Source organism: Crossiella cryophila, assembly GCF_014204915.1.
GTDB classification, from domain to species: Bacteria; Actinomycetota; Actinomycetes; order Mycobacteriales; family Pseudonocardiaceae; genus Crossiella; species Crossiella cryophila.
In genome coordinates this window covers 7186881-7209157 of the sequence record NZ_JACHMH010000001.1, presented here as the reverse complement: position 1 = coordinate 7209157, position 22277 = coordinate 7186881, and the positions used below count along the sequence as shown (strand labels likewise).

Here is a 22277-nt window from a genome sequence, read left to right as displayed (position 1 = left end):
GGGTACAGGGCAAGTGCACGGTCCGGGTTACCCGCCGAGCAGTTCGAGCACCTCGGTGCGGCCGAAGTGCTCCGCCCACGACCTGGCGTCGCCGTCGAAGTTGCGGTCGCGGATGCCGGGATCCGCGCCCAGCTCCAGCAACAACCGGACCACCTCGGTGTCGCCGACCTGGATCGCGGTGTGCAGCGCCGTCTGCCACGGGTGTTCCAGCGGCATATCGCCACGCCCGCGTGCGTTGACGTCAAACCCCTTGTCCACCAACAACCGCACCGCCTCGGGACGATGTTGCGCCGCGGCCCAGACCAGGAGACCCGGCCGGGCGGTGCGGGCGGCCTCGACGACGTGGGCCGGGGTGTGTTCGACCGCGGTCCGGTCCCCGGCGAGGGCCGCGGCGACGAAGGCGTCCACGGGACTCAGCTCCGGTTCGGGTGCGTTCAGGCCGCGCAACAACGTCGCCAGCTCGCGGTGGCCGTTGCGCAGTGCGTGTGCCAGCGGGGTGGCGCCGTCGGCGAGTGGGCTGACCACGTCGACGCCGTGCCTGGCCAGCAGGGCCACCCGCTGCCGCTGGTCGTGGGTGACCGCCCACTTCAGCAGTCCGCGCACCATGTCCGCTGGTGAGTCGAGCAGGTCGGGCACCAGTCGGTGCCACGGACCGCCGTCGCCCTGGCCGAGGCCGAACTCCAGCAGTAGTTCGGCGAAGTCGTCCCGCTCGTCGAACATGCGGTTGTACAGGCTCTGCCCGTCGTTGGGGTCGGCGCCCGCGTCCAGGAGCAGGCGGGCCAGGGCGATGCCGTGCGGGTGCGGTGGCTGGTCGTCCTCGCCGCCGCCCAGCGCGCCGGTCAGTACGGTGAAAGGCGTTGGCAGGCCGAGGAAGAACCGGCCGTCGTTGGGGTCGGCCCCGGCGTCCAGCAACAGCCGCGCCGCGGCCAGGGTGTTGTGCTGGCTCACCTCGAGGCGGGCGTAGGCGAGGTACATCAGTGGCGGCCAGTCGAAGGGCGCGGCGGGCTTGGTCGCCGAGGCCCCGGCGGTCAGAAGTCGTTGCAGCGCGGGGACATCGGCGCACGCGGCGGCCACCGCCACGCTCGTTTCGGGCAGTTCGGGGTGGCGCCGCAGAAACCGGGCCGCCTCGATCGGTCGTTCGGGGGCGTCCTCGGCGAAGTTCAGGCAGGCCAGGCGAAGGAAGCGGGCCGCGGGTGATTCCGTGCCGGTGGGCTCGGTGTAGACCCAGGTGCGGGAGTTGATGGCCTCGACGTGCCGTTGCAGGCGTGGCCAGCTGGCGAATCCGTACCGGCGGGCCAGCGTGCGCTGCGCGTCGGCGAGGGTGCCGTCCGGGGTGGCCCGGCGCAGCTGTTTGGCCTGCTTGCGGAGCTGGCCGAGATCGGGTCGTTCGGGCAGCGGGACGGTCGTCATCACGACCTCCTTCCATGTCCCCGTGGTCCGCGTGACGGGGTGAAAGGAGGTGGGTTGACCAGGGTTTACCCGCCTACGTTGGGCAGGCTCAGCCTTTTCCGCGGACCCGGAGGCGACCCAACTCGCCTGCGGGCAGCCTACCTCGCCGTCCCGACCCTCGCCCGTCATATCAACGTCTGTTAGTTTGTCGATGTGAGTGTAGACCGTGCCGACGAGTGCGACCTGCTGTGCCTTGACCTGCCGCACGCGGAGCAGATCCGGGCCGGCCTGCCCGACCTGCCCGCGGTCGAACCGGCCGCCGCGGCCGCGCGGGCACTGGGTGATCCGACCCGGCTGACCATGGCCGCCGCGCTGTACTCCGGCGGCGAGCTGTGCGTGTGCGACCTGTCCTGGGTGGTCGGCCAGGCGCAGAACCTGACCTCGCACCACCTGCGGCAGCTCAAGCACGCCGGGATGGTCGGCTCGCGCCGGGACGGGCGGCTGGTCATGTACTCCCTCACCGAGCGTGGCCGGATGCTGGTCGGCGCGGTGCTCGGCACCCAGGCCACACCCGCGATCGTGCGCGGCTGAACGATGTCCGACGCGTGTTGTGGTCCCTCGGAGGCCGCCCCTGCTGCCGACCCGGGCCGGTTATGGCAGGTCAGGGAACTCCAGCTGGCCGCGCTCGCCGCGGTGCTGCTCGCCGCAGGCCGGCTGATCGGCGACGACCCGGTCGGCACCGGGCTGACGCTGACCGCCGCCGTGACCGGCGCGGCCACCTTCGTCCCCGGCGCACTCCGCGACCTGGTGCGTGGCCGGATCGGCGTCGGCACCCTGATGACCATCGCCGCGATCGGCGCGGTCGCGCTCGGCCAGTTCACCGAGGCCGCGTTGCTCGGCGTGCTGTTCTCCATCGCCGAGGGCCTGGAGCACTACGCCGTCGTGCGCACCCGCCGCGGCCTGCGGGCCCTGCTCGACCTGGTGCCGCCGACCGTCTCGGTGCTGCGCGCGGACGCCGAGGTCCAGGTGGCGCCGGCGGAACTCGTGCTCGGCGACCGGATGCTGCTGCGGCCCGGCGGGCGAGCGGCCACCGACGGCGTGATCCGCGCCGGACGCACCAGCCTGGACCTGTCCGCGATCACCGGTGAGTCGGTGCCGGTGGAGGCCGGGCCCGGCGATGTCGTGCCCGCCGGGGCGATCAACGGCGGCGGCGCGATCGAGGTTGAGGTCACCGCGCTGGCCGCGGACTCCTCGCTGGCCCGGATCGTGCACATCGTCGAGCAGGCCCAGGACCGCAAGGGCAGCGGGCAACGCCTGGCCGACCGGATCGCCCGCCCGCTGGTGCCCGCGATCATGATCCTGGCGGTGCTGATCGCCGGACTCGGCGCGCTGCTGGGTGATCCGCTGCTGTGGCTGGAACGGGCGCTGGTGGTCCTGGTCGCCGCCTCACCGTGTGCGCTGGCCATCTCGATCCCGCTCACCGTGGTCGCCGCGGTCGGCGCGGCCAGCAGACAGGGCGCGCTGGTCAAGGGCGGGGCCGCGCTGGAGGAACTGGGCCGGATCAGCGTGGTCGCGCTGGACAAGACCGGCACCCTCACCCGCAACAGCCCGTGCGTGGTGGCCGTGCACCCCGCCGGATCCGCCACTCGCGAACAGATCCTCGCCGCCGGGGCAGCCCTGGAGGCCCGCAGCGAACACCCACTGGCCCGCGCGATCCTGGCCGCCGTGGACACGGTGCCCGCCGCCACCGACGTGACCGCGGTCCCCGGCCACGGCCTGCACGGCGTACTCGGCGGCGCCACCCTGCGCCTGGGCAAACCGGGCTGGATCGCCCCCGGCCCACTGCACACCGAGGTCGAAGGCCTCCAGGAAGCCGGAGCCACCGTCGTGCTCATCGAACGCGACGGCATCCTGCTCGGCGCGATCGCCGTGCGCGACGAACTCCGCGCCGAAGCATCCGAGGTCATCGCCGGGCTGCACAGGCTCGGCATCGAGGTCGCCATGCTCACCGGCGACAACGCCCGCACCGCGACCGCACTGGCCACCGAGGCCGGGATCAGCACCGTGCACGCCGACCTGCTGCCCGAGGACAAAGCCGCCCTGGTGAACCGGCTCCGTGGCAATCGCCGGATCGCCATGGTCGGCGACGGCGTCAACGACGCCCCCGCACTGGCCACCGCCGAGGTCGGCATCGCCATGGGCGCCATGGGCACCGACGTGGCCATCGAGACCGCCGACGTCGCGCTGATGGGCGAGGACCTCCGCCACCTCCCGCAACTGCTCGCCCACGCTCGGCATGCCCGCCGCGTCATGCTGCAGAACGTGGGTCTGTCGCTGGCCATCATCGGGGTGCTGATCCCGTTGGCCGCCTTCGGTGTGCTGGGTCTGGCCACCGTGGTGTTCGTGCACGAGCTGGCCGAGGTCCTGGTCATCCTCAACGCCATCCGCGCCGCCCGGGGGACACCGCTCGCGATGTAACAGCTGCTACATTCCTCCCTGTGACAGAGCGGTGTGCTGCCTCCCGGTGGTTGGTGCTGGTGGTGCGGGTTCCGGCTGAGCCGTCCCGGCATCGGGTGGCGGTGTGGCGGGAGTTGCGGCGGATCGGGGCGTTGTCGCTGGGACAGGGTTCCTGGGTGGTGCCGGACGCGCCGGTGTTCGCCGACGGGGTGACCCGGGTGATCGAACTGGCCCAGCGCGGTGCGGGCGAGGTGCTGGTGCTCGACGCGGTGGGGCGGGCCGAGCCGGACACGGCCCGCCTGACGGCGCTGTTCACCGCGGAGCGGACCGAGGAATGGGCGGAGTTCCTCGCCGACTGCGGCAAGTTCGAGGCCGAGATCGCCAAGGAGATCCGCATCGGCAAGTTCACGATGGCCGAACTGGAGGAGGAAGAGCAGAGCCTGGAGCGCCTGCGCCGCTGGCACCGCGACATCAAGGCCCGTGACCTGTTCGGCGCTCCGGCCGCAGAGGAGGCCGAGGCACGCCTCAAACACTGCGCCGACCGACTGGCCGACTACACCGAGCAGGTTTTCCAAGCCCTGCACCAGATGTAGTCCCCATGTTCCCCCTCTACGCGGCGGGTTTCGTCACCGCCTTCGGCGCGCACAGCATCGCCGCGGGCCTTGGCGGCTACACCGATCACGCCTCGCTGCTCACCCTTGGCCTGCTGCTGGCCGTCTACGACGGCGCCGAGGTGGTGCTCAAACCCGTGTTCGGCTCGCTGGCCGACCGGGTCGGGCCGCGGCCGGTCCTGCTCGGCGGCCTGCTGGCCTTCGCGGTGGCCTCGGTGGCCTTCGTGCTCGCGGGCAACCCGGCACTGGTCGGGGTGGCGCGCCTCGGCCAGGGCGCCGCCGCGGCGGCCTTCTCCCCGGCGGCCGGTGCGCTGGTGGCCCGGCTGACGCCGCAATCCGCGCAGGGCAGGGCCTTCGGCGGCTACGGAGCCTGGAAGGGCCTTGGCTACACCCTCGGCCCCGTGCTGGGCGGCATCCTGATCACCCTGGGCGGCTACCCACTGCTGTTCGGCGCGCTGGGCCTGCTCGCGGTGGCGGTCGCGGTCTGGGTGGTGCTGGCCGTGCCCGCCGTGCCACCCCTGCCCCGCACCCGGCAAACCGTGCTCGACCTGGCCCGCCGCCTGGGCACCGGCGGTTTCCTGCGCCCCACCCTGGCCCTGGCCGGGGCCACCGCGGCGCTCTCGGTGGGCGTGGGCTTCCTGCCGGTGGCCGGGGCGGAACACGGATTGGGGCCACTGGCCACCGGCGCCCTGGTCTCCCTGCTGGCCGCCACCGCCGCCCTGGTCCAGCCCCGCGTCGGCCGCGCCCGCGACGCGGGTCACATCGGCGACGGCCCCGGCATGGCCCTCGGTCTGACCCTGGCCGCGGCGGGCATGGCGCTGGCCGGAGTGCTGCCCGGTGTGGCCGCGCTGGTGGTGGCCGCGATCCTCATCGGCGCCGGAACCGGCCTGGTGACCCCGATCGGCTTCGCTCACCTGGCCGCGGGCACCCCGGTCGAACGACTCGGCCAGACCATGGGCGCGGCCGAGGTGGGCAGGGAACTCGGCGACGCCGGCGGCCCACTGCTGGTCGGCGCGGTCGCGGTGGCCGCTGGTGCGCTCGGCTACGGCCTGATCGGACTCGCCGTGCTGCTCGCCGCCCTCGCGATGGCGGCCGCGCGGGCGGGTGGACCTCGGTAAGACGCCGGCGTCACCGAATCTCAGGAATCCAGCAGCTCGCCCAGCAGTGCGCGGACCCGGTGATCGATCTCGTCCCGGATCGGCCGCACCGCCGCGAGCCCTTGTCCGGCAGGGTCTTCCAGCGCCCAGTCCAGGTACCGCTTGCCGGGGAACACCGGACAGGTGTCGCCGCAGCCCATGGTGATGACCACGTCCGCGGCTTCGACGTCCTCAGTGGACAGTTTGGTCGGGATCTCCGCGGTGATGTCCAGTCCCCACTCGGCCAGGGCGTCGGACGCGGCGGGGTTGACCTTCTCCGCGGGCGCGGAGCCTGCCGAGCGGACCGCGACCCGGCCCAGGGCGTAGTGCTGCAGCAGGGCGGCGGCCATTTGTGAGCGGCCGGCGTTGTGCACGCAGACGAACAGCACCTCGGGAATGGGGCTCATCGGGTTCTCCTCATCGGCTCCACACGGCCCTCGGACCGCGGAAGCACACCAGGTTGGATCGACATTTGTCAATCCAGCCTGGATGAGGGCCGGTCCGTGCTGGCATCATGGGCGCCGACCGAAGGATCACGGAGCGGCGGAACGGGGTGGTGTCGGTGCAGCCCACTGGCACGGCGCGACTGGACCCCTCGGTCGCCGCCGAGGCCGCCGCGCTGTTCAAGGCCCTCGGCGACCCTGTCCGGCTGCAACTGCTCGCCCTGGTCCGCCAGTCCACCGACGGAGAGGTCTGTTTCTGTCACCTGGCCGAGGGCTTCGACATGCCGCAGTCCTCGCTGAGTCATCACCTCAAGATCCTGGTCGCCGCGGGCATCCTGCACCGGGAACGCCGCGGCACCTGGAGCTGGTACCGGATCGAACCGGCGGCGCTGGACCGGATGAACGAGGTGCTGCGCGCCGGCGCCGGACTTCACATCAGCGGAGAATGATGTAACACTCTCGACTGATGCGACTCGACACGGACATCCTGCGGCTGATCGCCGACCCACTGCGCGCCCGCATCCTCGAACTGCTGGCGACGGAGTCACTGTGCACCTGCCACCTGGTCGAGGAGACCGGCGCGAAGCAGGCCAACATCTCCAACCACCTGCGGGCCCTGCGTGCTGCCGGGCTGGTCGACGCCGAGCCCTGCGGCAAGTTCACCTACTACTCGCTGCGCCCCGATGCCCTGCGCGCCGCAGCGGCTTCGCTGACCGAACTGGCCGACCGGGCCGAGCGTCACCCCCAGGCCAGGAGGCCCTGCTGATGACCGCCGAGGCTGTACGCCGACTGTCCTTTCTGGACCGTTTCCTGCCGGTGTGGATCGCCGCGGCCATGCTCGCCGGTCTGCTGCTGGGCCGGTTCATCCCTGGCCTGCAAGGGATTCTGGAGGCGGTGAAGGTCGGCGAGGTCTCGTTGCCGATCGCGGTGGGCCTGCTGCTGATGATGTACCCGGTGCTGGCCAAGGTCCGTTACGACCGCCTGGACACCGTCACCCGCGACACCCGCACCATGGTGTTGTCGTTGGTGCTCAACTGGATTCTCGGCCCAGCGCTGATGTTCGCCCTGGCCTGGCTGATGTTGCCGGACCTGCCCGAGTACCGCACCGGCCTGATCATCGTCGGCCTGGCCCGCTGCATCGCGATGGTCATCATCTGGAACGACCTCGCCTGCGGCGACCGCGAGGCCGCCGCCGTGCTGGTGGCGCTGAACTCGGTGTTCCAGCTGGTGATGTTCGGCGTGCTCGGCTGGTTCTACCTCGACCTGCTGCCCGGCTGGCTGGGCCTGACCACCACCGGCCTCGAGGTCTCGCCCTGGACCATCGCCCAGTACGTGCTGATCTTCCTGGGCATCCCCCTCGCGGCGGGCTACCTCACCCGCAGGCTGGGGGAGCAGCGCAAGGGCCGCGAGTGGTACGAGTCGAGGTTCCTGCCGAAGATCGGCCCGATCGCCTTGTACGGCTTGCTGTTCACCATCGTCATCCTGTTCGCGCTCCAGGGCGAGACGATCACCTCCCGGCCGTGGGATGTCGCCCGGATCGCGTTGCCGCTGCTGGTGTATTTCGCGCTGATGTGGATCGGGTCCTTCGCCATGGGCAAGGTCGCCGGCTTGAGTTACGAGCGCACCACCACCCTGGCCTTCACCGCCGCCGGCAACAACTTCGAGCTGGCCATCGCGGTCGCGATCGGCGTTTTCGGCGTCACCTCCGGTCAGGCGCTGGCCGGGGTGGTTGGGCCGCTGATCGAGGTGCCGGTGCTGGTGGGCCTGGTGTACGTCAGCCTGTGGCTGCGCGGGCGGTGGGCTGCCCCATCCGACCACCAGGCCACCCCCGCCGCCGCCGGCAACACCCCGACCGCAGGCGCCGGTGACCGTGGCCGCTGACCAGCCGGTGTCCGCCACGATGGCGGGCAACAGCACCGGCAACGCGTAGAACAACACCCCCCGGCTGGTCAGTTCGGTCAGGCAGAGCGCTCCGACGACCCCCCGAAGTGTCGCCGGAGCGCCAGCCCGCCGGTCACCTCAGCCGGTCCGGGCGCCGATCGCGGGCAGCGCCAGCAGCTCCGGCTCCGCCGGGCCGCCGCAACAACCACCCTCGGCCGCGTCCTCGGCTGAGTCGTAGAGCCCGGAGCCGCCGCACACCCCGGTCTCCGGCAGCGACAACTCGACCCGACGGGCGCCTTCGTGGTCGCCCGCGAGTTCGGCCGCGATGCTGCGCACCTGCTCGTAACCGGTCATGGCCAGGAAGGTCGGGGCGCGGCCGTAGCTCTTCATCCCGGCCAGGAACAGCTTCGGCTCCGGGTGGGACAGCTCGGCGACGCCGTGCGGGTAGACCGTGCCGCATGAGTGCACGTTCGGGTCGATCAGCGGGGCCAGGGCCACCGGGGCCTGCAACACCGGGTCCAGATCGAGCCGTACCTCCGACAGCCAGGACAGGTCCGGCCGGAACCCGGTCAGCACCAGCACGGACTCCGCGGGAGCCAGTCGGCGGCCGTCGTCGGCGACCAGCACCACGGCCTCACCGTGGCCTTCGACGGTCTCGGTGCGGAAGCCGGGCACCGCGGTGATGTGTCCGGCCGCCACCGCGTCCTTGACCCGCTGACCGAGGCGGCCGCGGGCGGGTAGCTGGTCGGCATCGCCGCCGCCGAAGGTGCTGTCGGTGACGCCGCGCCGCAGCACCCAGCTCACCCTGGTATCCGGCTCGCGCTCGGCGAGTACGGCCAGGTCGATCAGTGCGGTGAAGGCCGAATGCCCGTTGCCGACGACCACGGTGTGCCGTCCCGCGTGCTGCTCCCGCAGCCGCTCCGGTGCGGTGCCGCGGTAGGTCACCCGGTCCGCGGCCGCGCGTTCACCGGCGGCGGGCAGGCCGTCGGCGCCAGCCGGGTTCGGGGTGGTCCAGGTGCCGCTGGCGTCGATCACCGCACTGGCGAGCAGACGACTTTCCGTGCCGTCGGCGGCCCGGGTGTGCACCACGAACGGTTCGGTGTCCCGGCCCGCGTCCACGATCCGGTCCCGGCCGCGCCGGGTCACCCCGATCACCGTCGCGCCGAATCGGACCCGCTCGCCCAGCACCGCGGCCAGCGGTTCGAGGTAGCCCTTGGCCCAGTCATCGCCGGTCGGGTAGTCCGCGTGCGCCGGGTGCTGCCAGCCCGTCGGCGCGAGCAACCGCGCCGCGGCCGGGGCGACCAGCTCCGCCCAGCGGGAGAACAGCCGGACGTGCCCCCACTGCCGCACCGCCGCGCCCGCGACGGCCCCGGACTCCAGGACCAACGGCGTCAGACCACGTTCGAGAAGTTCGGTGGCTGCGGCCAGGCCCACCGGCCCGGCTCCCACCACGACTACCGGGAAATCACTCATGCCCACCCCTTGGATCGATGACTGTCGATACAGCTTGTCAATCTACAAACGTCGATGATTGGACGCAAGCATCGATTCTCGTCAATACTGTCCGGGTGACCGCGACCGAGCAGACCGCAGCAGACCGGCTGGCCGTTGACGAGGCCACCCGGTACGCCACCTGGTTCGCCTGCCTGGCCGACCCGACCAGGGTGCGGCTGCTGCACGCGGTGGCGGTGGCCGGTGAGGTGGCGGTCGGCGTGCTGGCCGAGCAGATCGGCATTGGCCAGCCCACCTGCTCGCACCACGTCCGCAAGCTCGCCGACGTCGGTTTCGTGCGGCTGCGCAAGGCCGGGACCACCACCCTGGTCTCGGTCAACGAGGCCTGCTGCACCGGCCTGCCGCACGCCGCCGACGTGGTCATGGGCGCCCTGGCCGCCCGCCCCTGCTGCCCGGAGAACCTCCCGGCCGACGTCACCGTGCGCGCGCTGGCCGAGGCCGACTGGCCCGCGGTCCGCCGCATCTACGGCGAGGGCATCGCTACCGGTGAGGCCACCTTCGACACCGAGGTCCCGCGCCGGGAGGTCCTGGACCGCAGGTGGCTGCCCGGCCACCGCTGGGTCGCCGAGGTCGACGGCCAGGTCGCGGGCTGGGCCGCGCTCAGCCCGGTCTCACCGCGGGAGAGCTACGCCGGGGTCGCCGAGTCCGCGCTCTACGTCGGCGCCGATCTCCGTGGTCGCGGCGTCGGCAAATCACTGCTGCATCGTCAGGTCACCACCGCCGACACCGCGGGCCTGTGGACCCTGCAGACCACCGTCCTCACCGAGAACAAGCCCGGCCTGGCCCTGTACCGCTCGGCCGGATTCCGCACCGTCGGCATCCGCGAACGCATCGCCCAGCTCGACGGCCGCTGGCGGGACACCGCCCTGATCGAACGCCGCAGCGGCTCCATCCAGACCGGCTGCGACCCAGCCACCTGCTAGCCCGACCGTGTTGGCCGTTGCGGTCGGCGTGTTGGCCGTTCTCGTACGGTGTGTTGGCCGTTATGGACGGTGTGTTGGCCGATCGGCGTACCAGTTCGGCCAAGACTGTGTACGACAACGGCCAACACGCGGGCGGGTTAGGGGCAGCAGACCGCCAGGTAGGCCTGTAGTTCGGTCAGGGCTGCGCCGATGCCTGCCGGATCCGCGCGGTAGTAGACCGTTTTGCCGTCTCGGCGCGAGGTGAGCATGCCTGCCTCGCGCAGCATGGTGAGCTGCTGCGAGGCGGTGGACTGGCCGGCGTTCAGCCGTTGCGCGACCTCGCCGACGGACAGCTCGATGCCGCCGTGGAACAGCATCATCGTCTGCTGTCGATGCTCGCTGGCCAGCGCTTTGAGGAAGCGGCGGGTCGCGTCACTGAGGTCAGCGGCCCCACCACAGGCGGGTTCGGTCTCGCTCATGCCGCCATCATCCCACACGTTGCGTCATTTCATGAAATGAGGATATGTTGCGGCGGTGACCCTCCACGACGCCATCGTCATCGGCGGCGGCCAGTCCGGCCTCGCCGCCGCCCACGCCCTGCGCGCCCGCGGCGCCCGCCCCCTGCTGCTGGAAGCGGCCGACCGACCGGTCGGTTCCTGGCCCGGCTACTACGACAGCCTCACCCTGTTCTCCCCGGCCCGCTACAGCGCCCTGCCCGGCCTGCCCTTCGGCGGCGACCCCGAGCGCTACCCGCACCGTGACGAGGTCGTCGACTACCTCGCCCGCTACGCCACCCGCCTGGACATCGATCTCCGCATCGGCACCCGCGTCACCGGGGTGACCACCGACGGCCCGCACCTGCTGGTCCGCACCGCGGCCGGCGCCGAACTACACACCCGGACCCTGGTCGCCGCCACCGGCGCCTTCGGTCGCCCGCATCGCCCTGACCTGCCCGGCCTGGACACCTTCACCGGCACCCTGTGTCACGTCGCCGACTACCGCGAACCCCTTGCCTACCAAGGAAAGCGGGTCATCGTCGTGGGCGCGGGCAACTCCGCCGTGCAGATCGCCGCCGAACTCGCCGAGCACGCCACGGTCACCCTCGCCAGCCGCATCCCGGTCAAGTTCACCAACCAGCGTCCCCTCGGCAAGGACCTGCACTTCTGGTTCCACCACACCCGGATCGACCGCCTACCGATCGGTCGGTTCTTCCCCCCGAACTTCACCCAGCCCGTCCTGGACCACGGCCCCTACCGTGCCGCCCTTGCCGCGGGCCGCCCCGACCGTCGGGACCTGTTCACCGACGTCAACGGCTCCACCGTCACCTGGGCCGACGGCCGCGAGGAGCACGTCGACGTGATCATCCTGGCCACCGGCTACCGCCCCGACCTGCCCTATCTCGGCCCGCTCGGCGCTCTGGACGGCGATCAGCGCCCGTTGCACCGCGCCGGACTGTCCACTGTGCACCCACGCCTCGGTTTTGCCGGCCTGGAACTCCAGCGGAGTCCGGCCTCGGCCAGCCTGCGCGGCGTTGGCACGGACGCCCGATACGTCGTCACCCGGCTGCTGCGTCAAGCCGCCCGCGGTGCCTGAGCTTGCTTGTTGCGACACTCCGTCGTAATCTTTGCGACAGGTTGTCGCATAAAGTAGGGAAAGGGCTCCCGATGGATGTGCTCGCTGATCGCGCCGATCTCGTCGAACTGCTGGGCCGGTACGCCGACATCGCGGACCTGAAGGACTTCACCGAGCGGCCCGGCCTGGTGTTCACCGACCCGTTGACCATCGATTTCGAGGCGGTGGCCGGGATTCCGCCGACGACCTTGCCGCTGGCGGACTACCTCGAGATCCTCCGGGCCTCGTTCACGCCCTTCGCGGCCACCCACCACACCATCACCGGTCCCGTCCTCGACATCGACGGCGACACCGCGAAGATCCACGCGCACGTCCGCGCCGAGCACTGGCTGCCGGCCGAACTCGCCGGGGACGGGCCGGACTGCTGGCTGGTGGTCGGCTGCTACGACAACGAGGCGGTGCGGACCGCGGCCGGCTGGCGGCTCACCAGGGTGAAGCTCACGCCATCGCACCAGGTGAACGCGCACCTGGCGGCGATGGCGCTCGGGCAGGCGGGCTGATGCCGCGGATCCGGGGTGGCAGCATCGAGGAGCACCACGAGATGGTGTGGGCCGGGCTGGCCGCGGCGATGCGGGAGTTGCTGCTCGAACGGGACTACGACTCGATCACCATGGGGCACATCGCGGCCCGCACGGGGCTCGCGCGCAACACGCTCTACAACTACGCCCGCGACAAGGCCGCCCTGGTCCAGGAGCTGACCCGGCGGGCGGCGCGGCCCGCGGTCGAGCGAGTGGCCGCGATTGCCGGGCAGAGTGCGGAGCCGGCCGCGGCGCGGCTGAGGGAGATCGTCGAGGTGGTGCTGGCGGCGTCCACGGACCTGGCCCTGCACCTGATGTTCCGGCCCGGTTCCGGCCAACCGGTCGCCGACCTGCCGGTCGGGCCGGACAATCCGTTTCACCTGATCGTGGTCGAGGTGGAGCAGGTGGTCAGGGACGGCGTCGAGCGGGGCGAGTTCCGCGAGGTCGGTGACGTGCGACTGGTGGTGGAGCTGCTCTCCGGGGCCATGCGCGCGGGTGCCGAGCGGATCGGGCGGGAGCCCGCCGCCTTCGCGGACACGGTCCGGGCGGCGCGGGAGATCATTCTCGCCGCGCTGGTCCGGCAGCCGGATCAGCTCTGATAACAGTGGATTTCCCGCCTGTCGGGTTCCCGTAGCCTCGGTCGCGGATCCGGACCGGGAGCGTGGATGACGACCAGCCTGAGCAACGTCGACCTCAACCTGCTGATCCCGCTCAACGCGCTGCTCGTCGAGCAGAACGTGACCAGGGCGGCGGAGCGGGTGCAGGTCGGGCAGCCCGCGATGAGTGCCTCGCTGGCCAGGCTGCGGCGGATCTTCGACGATCCGCTGCTGGTCAAGGACGGGCGGGCGATGGTGCTCACGCCGCTGGCCGAGTCACTGGTGCAGCCGGTGGCCGAGCTGCTGGCCGGTATCGGCGTGGTGCTGGGGTCGGCGGGCAAGTTCGACCCGGAGAACAGCACCAGGGTGTTCGCGATCTCGGCCAGCGACTACATCAGCACGGTGCTGCTGCGGCCGCTGATCGGTGAGCTGATCAAGGAGGCGCCGCGGGTACGGATCGCGATCGGCGGGCTGCACGCCGGTTTCGTCGACCAGCTCCGCAGGGGGCGGTGCGACATGCTGATCTGGCCGCCGAGCATCGCCGGTGACGAGGACGGTTTCCCCCGGGTCGATCTGTTCACCGACACCTTCGTCGCGGTGGTGGACAAGGACAATCACGAGGTCGGTGACGAGTTGAGTGCGGAGCAACTCGGCGAGCTGCCGTACGTGATGATCTGCGGGCCGCGCACGGCGCTGGCCGACACCAAGCTCAACGAGAGCGGCGTGCACCGCAATGTGGTGGCCACCGTGGAGACCTTCGTCAGCGCCATGCACCTGCTGCCCGGGACCCGGATGGTGACCATCGTGCAGCGGCGGCTGGCCGATTTCCTCGGGCCGGGCCTCGGGCTGCGCACGGTGACGTTGCGCGCGCCGATGCCGGAGCTGAGCGAGGCGATGTACTGGCACCCGCGCAGCACCGCGGATCCGGCGCACCGCTGGCTGCGGGAACGGGTGCGGGAAGCCGCCAATCGATTGTGAGTCCGGTTCCGGACATCCCGGTGTAACGTATTTCGCAGTAGTAGCTGAATTTATTTCTGAGAAAGCTCTCAGCTCACCTGGTCGAGTGGCGGATTCCGGTCACGGCTCTGGGGCTCCCGATTGCGTTGAAGTGCACTTTTGTCGCTCCAGGGTGTCCGTTTTGTCCGGTATGGTGGTGGGTGATGGCTCGAATTGACGAGAATGATTTGTTGCGTTCGGACGCCGGTGGATAGCGTTTGGTCATACCGAGGCGACGTCGCCTTGATGTGAGGAATTCGATGTACGGGGACCTGGTTCCCGGCTGTCCGCATTCGTCCGGAACTCGTTTGTGAGGAGTGGGTCTTGGCTGCTTTCGCCAGGTCGGTGGCGGTCACCGGGATCGCCTGCCGACTGCCCGGCAGCCCGGACCCGGAGCGCTTCTGGCGCCTGCTCACCGAGGGTGGCAGCGCGGTCCGGGACGATGCGGACGGGCGCTGGCCCGCCACCGCCGCACTGACCCACGGCGCGTTCGTGTCCACAGTGGACCAGTTCGACGCCGGGTTCTTCGGTATCACCCCGGACGAGGCCGCGGCCATGGACCCGCAGCAACGCCTGGCACTCGAACTCGCCTGGGAGGCAACGGAATCCGCCGGTGCTTCGGTGGCCGAACCTCGTGGTGGCGACACCGGGGTGTTCCTCGGCGTCATCGCCGACGACTACGCCGCGCTCGCCAGGGCCGCCGTCCCGGCGAACGCGCACACCCTGACCGGCGGGCACCGGGCCATGATCGCCAACCGGGTCTCGCACTTCCTCGGCCTCGGCGGGCCCAGCCTGACCGTCGACAGTGGACAGTCCTCCTCGCTGGTCGCGGTGCACCTGGCCCTGGACAGCCTGCGCCGAGGGGAGATCTCCCGGGCCCTGGTCGGCGGGATCGGCCTGAACCTGGACCCGGCCACCACGCGCGCGGTCGACGCGCTCGGCGTGCTGTCCCCGGACGGGCACTGCCACGCCTTCGAGGAACGCGCCAACGGCTACGTCCGCGGCGAGGGCGGGGTGGTGTTGCTGCTGCGGCCGCTCGCGGACGCGCTGGCCGACGGCGACCTGGTGCACGCGGTGCTGCTGGGTTCGGCGGTCAACAACGACGGCGCGGGCACCGCCGGGCTGACCACCCCGGACCGGGACACCCAGACCGCCCTGCTGCGCGCGGCCTGCGCCGATGCCGGGATCGACCCGGAATCCGTGCAATACGTGGAAGCCCACGGCACCGGCACCCGGGTCGGCGACCCGATCGAGGCCGCCGCGCTGGGTGCCGCGTACGGGTCGGCCAGGGCGCCGGGAAACCCACTGCGGATCGGCTCGGTCAAGACCAACATCGGTCACCTGGAGGGCGCGGCCGGCATTGCCGGGCTGCTCAAGACCGTGCTGGCCATCCGCCACCGAAGCCTGCCGACCAACAGCGGTTTCCGCACCGCGAACCCGGACATCCCGTTGGCGGAGTTGAACATCGAGGTCCAGGCCCGGCACACGGACTGGCCGCGACCGGACGGGCCGCTGATCGCCGGGGTGAGTTCCTTCGGCATGGGCGGCACCAACTGCCACGTCCTGGTCGCCGAAGCCCCGGCCGAGGCCGGTCGGCCGGAGGTGCCCGAGGCCGGACTGACTCCGTGGCTGCTCTCCGCCCGTGACCCGCGGGCATTGCGGGCGCAGGCCGGAAAGCTGGCCGATCACCTGGACCGGCACCGGCCGTCCACAGTGGACGTAGGCTACTCGCTGGCGCGCACCCGCATCGCGTTCGACCACCGCGCCGTGGTGTTCGACCGGGCCGGGCTGGCCGCACTGGCCGAGGGCGCGCCGGGACCGGTGCTCGGGGTGGCTCGCCAGACCGGGCGGACCGTGTTCGTGTTCCCCGGCCAGGGATCGCAGTGGGCCGGCATGGGCCGGGAGCTGCTGGCGCGGTCCGAGGTGTTCGCGGCCGCGATGCGGGAGTGCGCGCAGGCGTTGTCCCGGTGGGTGTCCTGGGACCTGTTCGAGGTGCTGGACGGGCCGCTGCAGGGCGATGACGTGGTGCAGCCCGCCACCTTCGCGATCATGGTGTCGCTGGCCAGGCTCTGGCAGGCGCACGGGGTGCACCCGGACGCCGTGCTCGGCCACTCCCAGGGCGAGGTCGCCGCCGCCTGCGTGGCCGGGGCGCTGAGCCTGGCGGAGGCGGCGCGGGTGGTGGTCGCCCGCAGCCGCGCGGTGCGTGCGCTGCCGGACACCGGGCGGATGGGCGTGATCGAGCTGCCACTGGCCGAGGTCGAACCGCTGCTGCCGCCGGGCGTGGGCATCGGCGCGATCAACGGGCCGCGCTCGGTGGCGGTCTCCGGCGACGCGCCCGCGGTCCGCGAACTCCTGGACATCCTTGCCGGACAGGGGATCCGGGTCCGGGTGGTGCCGATCGACTACGCCTCGCACTCCCCGCAGGTGACCGCCGTCCGCACGGACCTCCTGGATGCGCTGGCGGATCTGCGGCCAGGCCCGGCGACCGTGCCGATGTACTCCACGGTCACCCGGGACTGGGTGCGTGGTGAGGACCTGGATGCCGGGTACTGGTATCAGAACCTGCGTGGCACCGTCCACTTCGAACCCGCGGTGCGCGAGCTTTCCCTTGCCGGACATGACGTCTTCATCGAGTGCAGCCCGCACCCCGGCCTGGTCGTGCCGGTGCGGGACACCCTGGACAACGCGGTCGTGGTCGGTTCGCTGCGCCGGGAGGACGGTGGCCTCGACCGGTTCGCGCACTCCTTGGCCGAGGCGCACGTGGCCGGGGTGCCGGTGGACTTCGCGCCGCTGCTCACCGGCGGCCGACGGATTCCGTTGCCCACCTACGCTTTCCAGCGCACCCGGCACTGGTTTGGTGAACGCGCGGAACCACAGCGGCCGACCAGCCTCACCGAGTCCGAGGCCCTGCGGCTGGTCCGCGAGCATGGCGCCTACCTGCTCGGTACCGAGCCCGGCGCGCTGGATCCCAGCAGTCCGTTCCGGGAACTCGGGTTCACCTCGCTGACCTCGATCGAACTGCGCAACCGGCTGGCCACCGCGACCGGCGCCGCCCTGTCCGCCGCGGTGCTGTTCAACCACCCGACTCCCGCCGCACTGGCCGGGCACCTGGTCGAACTGCTCGGCGATGCGTTGCCGGACAACGGGATCGAGCTGACCGGAGAGTCCGCCGACGAGCCGATCGCGATCGTGGCCATGAGCTGCCGTCTGCCCGGCGGCGTGCGCGGCCCGGACGAGCTGTGGCAGCTGCTGGCCGAGGAACGCGACGCGGTCGGTGAGTTCCCGGCCGACCGCGGCTGGAACCTGGCGGAGCTGGAAACCAGCACCCACCGCGGCGGATTCCTGACCGGCGTGGACGAGTTCGACCCCGCCTTCTTCGCCATCTCCCCGCGCGAGGCCGCCGCGATGGACCCGCAGCAACGGCTGCTGCTGGAGTCGGTGTGGGAGGCCCTGGAGCGGGCCGGGATCGTGCCGGAATCCTTGCACGGCAGTCGGACCGGGGTGTTCGTCGGGGCCATGGCCACCGACTACGGCCCGCGCCTGGACGAGGCCGCCCCCGGCGGCGCGGGCTTCCGGCTCACCGGCACCAGTGGCAGCGTGATGTCCGGCCGCATCTCCTACACCCTCGGCCTGCAAGGCCCGTCGTTCACCGTGGACACCGCCTGCTCCTCCTCCCTGGTGGCACTGCACCTGGCCGTGCGGTCACTGCGCCAGGGCGAGTGCACGCTGGCACTGGCCGGTGGTGTGACGGTGATGTCCGGCCCCGGCATGTTCGTGGAGTTCAGCAGGCAGGGCGGCCTGTCCCCGGACGGGCGCTGCAAGGCGTTCGCCGCGGGCGCGAACGGCACCGGCTGGGCCGAGGGCCTGGGAATGCTTGTCCTGGAACGACTTTCCGACGCACGCCGCAACGGGCACCAGGTGCTCGCACTGGTGCGCGGCAGCGCGGTCAACTCCGACGGCGCCTCCAACGGCCTGACCGCACCCAGCGGCCCGGCGCAGGAACGGGTCATCCGGCAGGCACTGGCCGACGCCGGCCTGCGACCGTCCGATGTGGACCTGGTGGAGGCACACGGCACCGGCACCGCACTGGGCGATCCCATTGAGGCCGAGGCACTGCTGGCGACCTACGGCCAGGACCGCGAAGTGCCGCTGCTGCTGGGCTCGCTGAAGTCCAACCTCGGACACGCCCAGGCCGCCGCCGGGGTCGCCGGGGTGATCAAGTCCGTGCTGGCCATGCGACACGGGCTCGCGCCGCGCACCCTGCACGTGACCGAACCAAGCCCGCACGTGGACTGGTCCGCCGGCCGGGTAGGCCTGCTCACCGAGGCCACCCCGTGGCCGGAACTGGACCGGGCACGGCGGGCCGCGGTGTCCTCCTTCGGTATCTCCGGCACCAACGCGCACGTGGTCCTGGAGGGCGTCGCACCGGTGACAGGGGAGTCCTCGCCGGAAGTGCTGCCGTTGCTGCTGTCCGGACACACCCCGGGCGCCGTGCTCGACCAGGCCCGCCGATTGGCACCTGTGCTGGCTGCGAGTGCGCCCGCCGATGTCGCGCACGCCCTGGCCACGGCCCGGCAGCACCTGTCACACCGGATCGCGGTGACCGGCGGCGACCGGGTCGAACTGCTCGCGGGACTGGCGGAGTTGACCACCGGCGACGTGCGCACCACGACCGGCGGTGAGCTGGCCTACCTGTTCACCGGGCAGGGCAGTCAGCGCGCGGGTATGGGGGCCGGACTGGCCGAGCGGTTCCCGGTGTTCGCGCGGGAACTGGACCGGGTGTGCGCCGCGTTCGCCCCGCACCTCGATCTTGACCTCGCCGCCCTGATGGCCGGGGAGGACGAGCGGCTGCACCAGACCGCCTACACCCAGCCCGCGATCTTCGCCTTCGAGGTCGCGCTCTTCCGGCTGCTGGACTCCTGGGGCCTGCGCCCCGCGCTGCTCGCCGGGCACTCGATCGGCGAGGTCGCCGCGGCGCACGTGGCCGGGGTGCTGGACCTGGCCGACGCGGCCCGGCTGGTGGCCGCCAGGGGCGCGCTGATGCAGGCCCTGCCACCCGGCGGCGCGATGGCGGCGATCGCCGCGACCGAGGCGGAGATCCAGGCCGAGGGCGCGGAGATCGCCGCGGTCAACGGGCCGGACTCGGTGGTGGTGGCGGGACCGGAGCGGGCCGTCGAGGACATCCGCGCCCGCTGGGAGGAACGCGGTCGGCGCACCCGGCGACTGCGGGTGAGCCATGCCTTCCACTCCAGCCTGATGGACCCGATGCTGGCCGATTTCCGTGCTGTCGTAAGCGAACTCACCTTCCACCCGCCGACATTGCCGCTGGTCTCCACGGTGACCGGCGAGGCCGGGGAACTGGGCGACCCCGAGTACTGGGTGCGGCACGCCCGCGAGACCGTCCGCTTCGCCGACGCCGTGACCGCACTGCGCACGCTGGGTGCCACCGACTTCCTGGAGATCGGCCCGGACGCCGCACTCACCGCCTTCGACCCGGAGTCCTGCGTTGCCGCGCAACGGCGGGACCGGCCCGAGCCCGCCACCCTGCTGGCCGCACTCGCCGAACTGCACACCCGCGGACACAGTCCACAGTGGACCACTGTGTTCAAGGGCATCCCGGCTCAGCCGGTCGAACTGCCCAGCTATCCGTTCCAGCGCGGCAAGTACTGGCTCGACCCGCCGGCCGCGGCCTCCCCGGCCACGGTCGGCCTGCGCCCCGCCACCCACCCACTGCTCGGCGCGCTGATCACCCACCCGGACCGCGAGGCGGTGGAGTTCACCGGCACCCTGTCCACCCGGACCCAGCCCTGGCTGGCCGATCACGTGGTGCACGGCGCGGTGGTCGTCCCGGCCACCCTGTTCGTGGAACTGGCCCTGCACGCGGGATCCGTGCTCGACCTGCCGGGCGTGGCGGAACTGCTGGTGCTCGCGCCGCTGGTGCTGCGCGAGCCGGTGGACCTGCGCGTTGGCGTGGCCGAGGCAGACGCGGACGGGCGGCGCGCGCTGACCGTGCACTCCCGTCCGGCCGGTGCGGAGCGCACCTGGACCCGGCACGTCACCGCCACCCTCGGCCCAGTATCGCCCACCGCCGCAACGGTCATCCCCGCCGGGCCGGAACTGTCCACAGTGGACCTGTACGAGCAGTTGGCGGAGTGTGGACTGGAGTACGGGCCGCGATTCCGGAACGTCACCCGGGCCTGGCGCAACGGTGGTGAGGTGGTCGCCGAGGTCGAACTCCCCGGCGAGCTGGACGCCACCGGCTACCTGCTGCACCCGGCGCTGCTGGACGCCTGCCTGCACGGCGGCGGAGCGCTCGGGTTGTTCGAGGGCACCAGGCTTCCCTTTGCCTGGCAGCAGATCACCGTGCATTCCGGGTCGGCCACCGCGGTGCGCGCACAGCTGCGCCGCACCGGTCCGGACGCGATATCCCTGCGGCTCACCGATCGTGCCGGGGCGGCGGTCGCCGATATCGAGGCGATGAGCGTGCGCACCGCCGACCTCGGCGAGCGACCGGACCCCTTCCTGGCCGTGGACTGGATCCCGGTCGAGCCGGGACCGGGCGGTGCGGACCCGGTGGTCGTGGAGATCACGCCGGCCGGCGATCTGCCCGGCGCGGCGCACACCGCCGCGACCCTGGCCCTGGAACTGATCCGGGACTGGCTCACTGCCGCCCGGCCCAACCCCGGCCGCCTGGTGCTGGTGACCCGCGGCGCGGTCAGCACCACCGCCGGGGAGCAGGGCGCTGGGCTGGCCGCGTCAACGGTGTGGGGCCTGACGCGGTCCGCCCAGCGCGAGCACCCCGGCCAGTTCGTCTTGCTGGACACCGACACCGACTTGGACCGCATCGCGGAACTGGTGGCCGCGCTGCCCGCGCACGAGCCGCAACTCGCGGTACGCCAAGGCAAACTGCTCGCCCCCAGACTGGTCCGCGCTCAGGCCACCGCCCGGCCCGGCACCTGGGATCCCGAGGGCACCGTGCTGGTCACCGGGGCCTCCGGCGCGCTCGGAACCCTGGTGGCACAACGGTTGCGGGAAGAGCACGGAGTCCGGCACCTGCTGCTGGCCAGCCGCACCCCGGTGCACCTGCCCGGCGCGACCTGGCGGCGTTGCGATGTCGGCGACCGGGCCGAGGTGGCCGCGCTGCTCGCCGGGATCCCGGCCGAGCACCCGCTCACCGCCGTGGTGCACACCGCGGGCGTGCTCGACGACACCGTGCTCGACAACCTCACCGCGGACCGGCTCACCGCCGTGCTGCGCCCCAAGGTCGACGGCGCCTGGCACCTGCACGAGCTGACCGAACATCTCGACCTGGCCGCCTTCGTGCTGTTCTCCTCCGCCTCGGGGGTGCTCGGCAACGCCGGGCAGGCCAACTACGCCGCCGCCAACACCTTCCTGGACGCCCTCGCCGCCCACCGGCGGGCCCGCGGCCTGGCCGCGACCTCGCTGGCCTGGGCGCCATGGGCGGAGGCCGGCATGGCCGCCGAACTGTCCCCGGCCGCACTGGACCGGATGGCCGCGATCGGCATGCCCGCACTGTCCACTGAGGACGGTCTGGCCCTGTTCGACGCCGCACTGCGCCTGGACACCGCCCTCCTGGTCGCCGTCCAGCTGGACGCGGCCCGCCTGCGTGCACTGGCCCCGGTCGTCCCGGCACCGGCGGCCGCGGCCGGGTCCGACCCCCTGGACCTGCTCCGCCGGGAACTCGCGGGCAGCCTCGGACACGGCCCCGGCCAGCAACTCGACCTCGACCGGGGATTCCGGGACCTGGGCGTGGACTCACTGATCGCGGTGGAACTGCGCAACCGCCTCAACCGCGCCACCGGCCTGAACCTGCCGCCCACCGTCGTCTTCGACCACCCGACGCCCAACCGGCTGGCCGGGCTGATCGCCGAGCAGTTGCGCCCCAGCGCACCCGAGCCCGTGGACGAGGCCGTGCTGCGGGCCGGACTGGCCGCCCTCCCGGTGGAACGCCTGCGTTCGGCCGGGGTGCTGGACACCCTGCTCGCCCTGGTGGCCGGACTGCCCGCGCCGCAGGCCCCCGCCGAGCCGGGCGAGGACGACCTGGACGGCCTCGACCTGGACGACCTGGTCCGGTTCGCCCGCCGCAGCCTGGACGCCTGAGCAGACCATGGAGACCAGACCCATGACCGACCCCTCCACCGCCGCGGTCGCCGAAGCACTGCGGGACAGCCTGCGCGAGGTCA

Annotated in this window: 17 protein-coding genes; 13 read left to right on the top strand and 4 right to left on the bottom strand. The window is 72.1% G+C overall.

What is annotated here, in order from left to right:
* Positions 1-27: 27 nt before the first annotated feature.
* Entirely contained in the window at positions 28-1410 is a 1383-nt protein-coding gene (locus HNR67_RS31295; protein ID WP_185005761.1) for an ankyrin repeat domain-containing protein, read from the bottom strand.
* Positions 1411-1602: 192 nt separating this feature from the next.
* On the opposite strand from HNR67_RS31295, the gene HNR67_RS31290 reads away from it, so the two are divergent.
* Genes HNR67_RS31290 through HNR67_RS31275 form a run of 4 tightly spaced genes read left to right on the top strand, consistent with a single transcriptional unit; the run spans position 1603 to position 5575 of the window.
* Positions 1603-1980, top strand: coding sequence for an ArsR/SmtB family transcription factor (locus tag HNR67_RS31290; protein ID WP_185005760.1), 378 nt, complete (start codon positions 1603-1605; stop codon positions 1978-1980).
* Between the two features lie 3 nt (positions 1981-1983).
* Positions 1984-3867, top strand: a complete 1884-nt coding sequence (locus tag HNR67_RS31285) for a heavy metal translocating P-type ATPase (protein WP_185005759.1) — start codon at positions 1984-1986, stop codon at positions 3865-3867.
* A gap of 20 nt (positions 3868-3887) precedes the next feature.
* Entirely contained in the window at positions 3888-4439 is a 552-nt protein-coding gene (locus HNR67_RS31280; RefSeq protein ID WP_185005758.1) for a Chromate resistance protein ChrB, read from the top strand.
* A gap of 5 nt (positions 4440-4444) precedes the next feature.
* Positions 4445-5575 carry an MFS transporter gene (locus HNR67_RS31275; protein ID WP_185005757.1) on the top strand — a complete coding sequence of 377 codons (1131 nt, stop codon included), beginning with the start codon at positions 4445-4447 and terminating at the stop codon, positions 5573-5575.
* A 20-nt stretch (positions 5576-5595) separates the two neighbouring features.
* Here HNR67_RS31275 and HNR67_RS31270 read toward each other — a convergent pair whose 3' ends face one another.
* Positions 5596-6000: an arsenate reductase ArsC gene (locus HNR67_RS31270; protein WP_185005756.1), complete on the bottom strand. Its 405-nt coding sequence runs from the start codon at positions 5998-6000 to the stop codon at positions 5596-5598.
* A 155-nt stretch (positions 6001-6155) separates the two neighbouring features.
* Between HNR67_RS31270 and HNR67_RS31265 the strand changes: the two genes are divergently transcribed.
* From HNR67_RS31265 to arsB, 3 genes are read left to right on the top strand one after another with little or no spacing between them, the layout of a single operon-like run.
* Positions 6156-6485 (top strand): ArsR/SmtB family transcription factor, encoded by a 330-nt coding sequence (locus tag HNR67_RS31265; protein ID WP_312988404.1) that lies wholly within the window; start codon positions 6156-6158, stop codon positions 6483-6485.
* Between the two features lie 17 nt (positions 6486-6502).
* Positions 6503-6802, top strand: a complete 300-nt coding sequence (locus HNR67_RS31260) for an ArsR/SmtB family transcription factor (protein WP_185005754.1) — start codon at positions 6503-6505, stop codon at positions 6800-6802.
* Complete coding sequence (gene arsB / locus HNR67_RS31255; RefSeq protein ID WP_185005753.1) at positions 6802-7917, top strand: ACR3 family arsenite efflux transporter; 1116 nt, start codon at positions 6802-6804, stop codon at positions 7915-7917. The genes HNR67_RS31260 and arsB overlap by 1 nt, the downstream gene beginning before the upstream one ends.
* Before the next feature lie 138 nt (positions 7918-8055).
* Here the strand turns inward: arsB and HNR67_RS31250 are convergent, their stop codons facing one another.
* Complete coding sequence (locus HNR67_RS31250; protein WP_185005752.1) at positions 8056-9390, bottom strand: NAD(P)-binding domain-containing protein; 1335 nt, start codon at positions 9388-9390, stop codon at positions 8056-8058.
* Between the two features lie 95 nt (positions 9391-9485).
* On the opposite strand from HNR67_RS31250, the gene HNR67_RS31245 reads away from it, so the two are divergent.
* A complete protein-coding gene (locus HNR67_RS31245) occupies positions 9486-10352 on the top strand; it encodes a helix-turn-helix domain-containing GNAT family N-acetyltransferase (RefSeq protein ID WP_312988401.1) in 867 nt (288 codons plus the stop codon).
* Between the two features lie 137 nt (positions 10353-10489).
* Here HNR67_RS31245 and HNR67_RS31240 read toward each other — a convergent pair whose 3' ends face one another.
* A complete protein-coding gene (locus tag HNR67_RS31240) occupies positions 10490-10810 on the bottom strand; it encodes an ArsR/SmtB family transcription factor (RefSeq protein ID WP_185005750.1) in 321 nt (106 codons plus the stop codon).
* 55 nt (positions 10811-10865) lie between these two features.
* Here HNR67_RS31240 and HNR67_RS31235 point away from each other — a divergent pair, with 55 nt between their 5' ends.
* From HNR67_RS31235 to HNR67_RS31215, 5 genes are all read left to right on the top strand, one after another.
* A complete protein-coding gene (locus tag HNR67_RS31235) occupies positions 10866-11924 on the top strand; it encodes a flavin-containing monooxygenase (protein WP_185005749.1) in 1059 nt (352 codons plus the stop codon).
* 71 nt (positions 11925-11995) lie between these two features.
* Positions 11996-12463, top strand: a complete 468-nt coding sequence (locus HNR67_RS31230; RefSeq protein WP_185005748.1) for a nuclear transport factor 2 family protein — start codon at positions 11996-11998, stop codon at positions 12461-12463.
* Positions 12463-13080: a TetR/AcrR family transcriptional regulator gene (locus HNR67_RS31225; RefSeq protein WP_185005747.1), complete on the top strand. Its 618-nt coding sequence runs from the start codon at positions 12463-12465 to the stop codon at positions 13078-13080. The genes HNR67_RS31230 and HNR67_RS31225 overlap by 1 nt, the downstream gene beginning before the upstream one ends.
* A 66-nt stretch (positions 13081-13146) precedes the next feature.
* Entirely contained in the window at positions 13147-14055 is a 909-nt protein-coding gene (locus tag HNR67_RS31220) for a LysR family transcriptional regulator (protein WP_185005746.1), read from the top strand.
* A gap of 342 nt (positions 14056-14397) precedes the next feature.
* On the top strand, positions 14398-22194 hold the full coding sequence (locus HNR67_RS31215) for a type I polyketide synthase (protein WP_185005745.1): 7797 nt from the start codon (positions 14398-14400) through the stop codon (positions 22192-22194).
* Positions 22195-22277 lie beyond the last annotated feature (83 nt).

Excerpts from the sequence above, each read along its gene's own strand:
- HNR67_RS31295 (WP_185005761.1), bottom strand. The coding sequence starts at position 1,410 with ATGACGACCGTCCCGCTGCCCGAACGACCCGATCTCGGCCAGCTCCGC.
- HNR67_RS31285 (WP_185005759.1), top strand. The coding sequence starts at position 1,984 with ATGTCCGACGCGTGTTGTGGTCCCTCGGAGGCCGCCCCTGCTGCCGAC.
- HNR67_RS31275 (WP_185005757.1), top strand. The coding sequence starts at position 4,445 with ATGTTCCCCCTCTACGCGGCGGGTTTCGTCACCGCCTTCGGCGCGCAC.
- HNR67_RS31270 (WP_185005756.1), bottom strand. The coding sequence starts at position 6,000 with ATGAGCCCCATTCCCGAGGTGCTGTTCGTCTGCGTGCACAACGCCGGC.
- HNR67_RS31260 (WP_185005754.1), top strand. The coding sequence starts at position 6,503 with ATGCGACTCGACACGGACATCCTGCGGCTGATCGCCGACCCACTGCGC.
- arsB (WP_185005753.1), top strand. The coding sequence starts at position 6,802 with ATGACCGCCGAGGCTGTACGCCGACTGTCCTTTCTGGACCGTTTCCTG.
- HNR67_RS31250 (WP_185005752.1), bottom strand. The coding sequence starts at position 9,390 with ATGAGTGATTTCCCGGTAGTCGTGGTGGGAGCCGGGCCGGTGGGCCTG.
- HNR67_RS31240 (WP_185005750.1), bottom strand. The coding sequence starts at position 10,810 with ATGAGCGAGACCGAACCCGCCTGTGGTGGGGCCGCTGACCTCAGTGAC.
- HNR67_RS31230 (WP_185005748.1), top strand. The coding sequence starts at position 11,996 with ATGGATGTGCTCGCTGATCGCGCCGATCTCGTCGAACTGCTGGGCCGG.
- HNR67_RS31225 (WP_185005747.1), top strand. The coding sequence starts at position 12,463 with ATGCCGCGGATCCGGGGTGGCAGCATCGAGGAGCACCACGAGATGGTG.
- HNR67_RS31220 (WP_185005746.1), top strand. The coding sequence starts at position 13,147 with ATGACGACCAGCCTGAGCAACGTCGACCTCAACCTGCTGATCCCGCTC.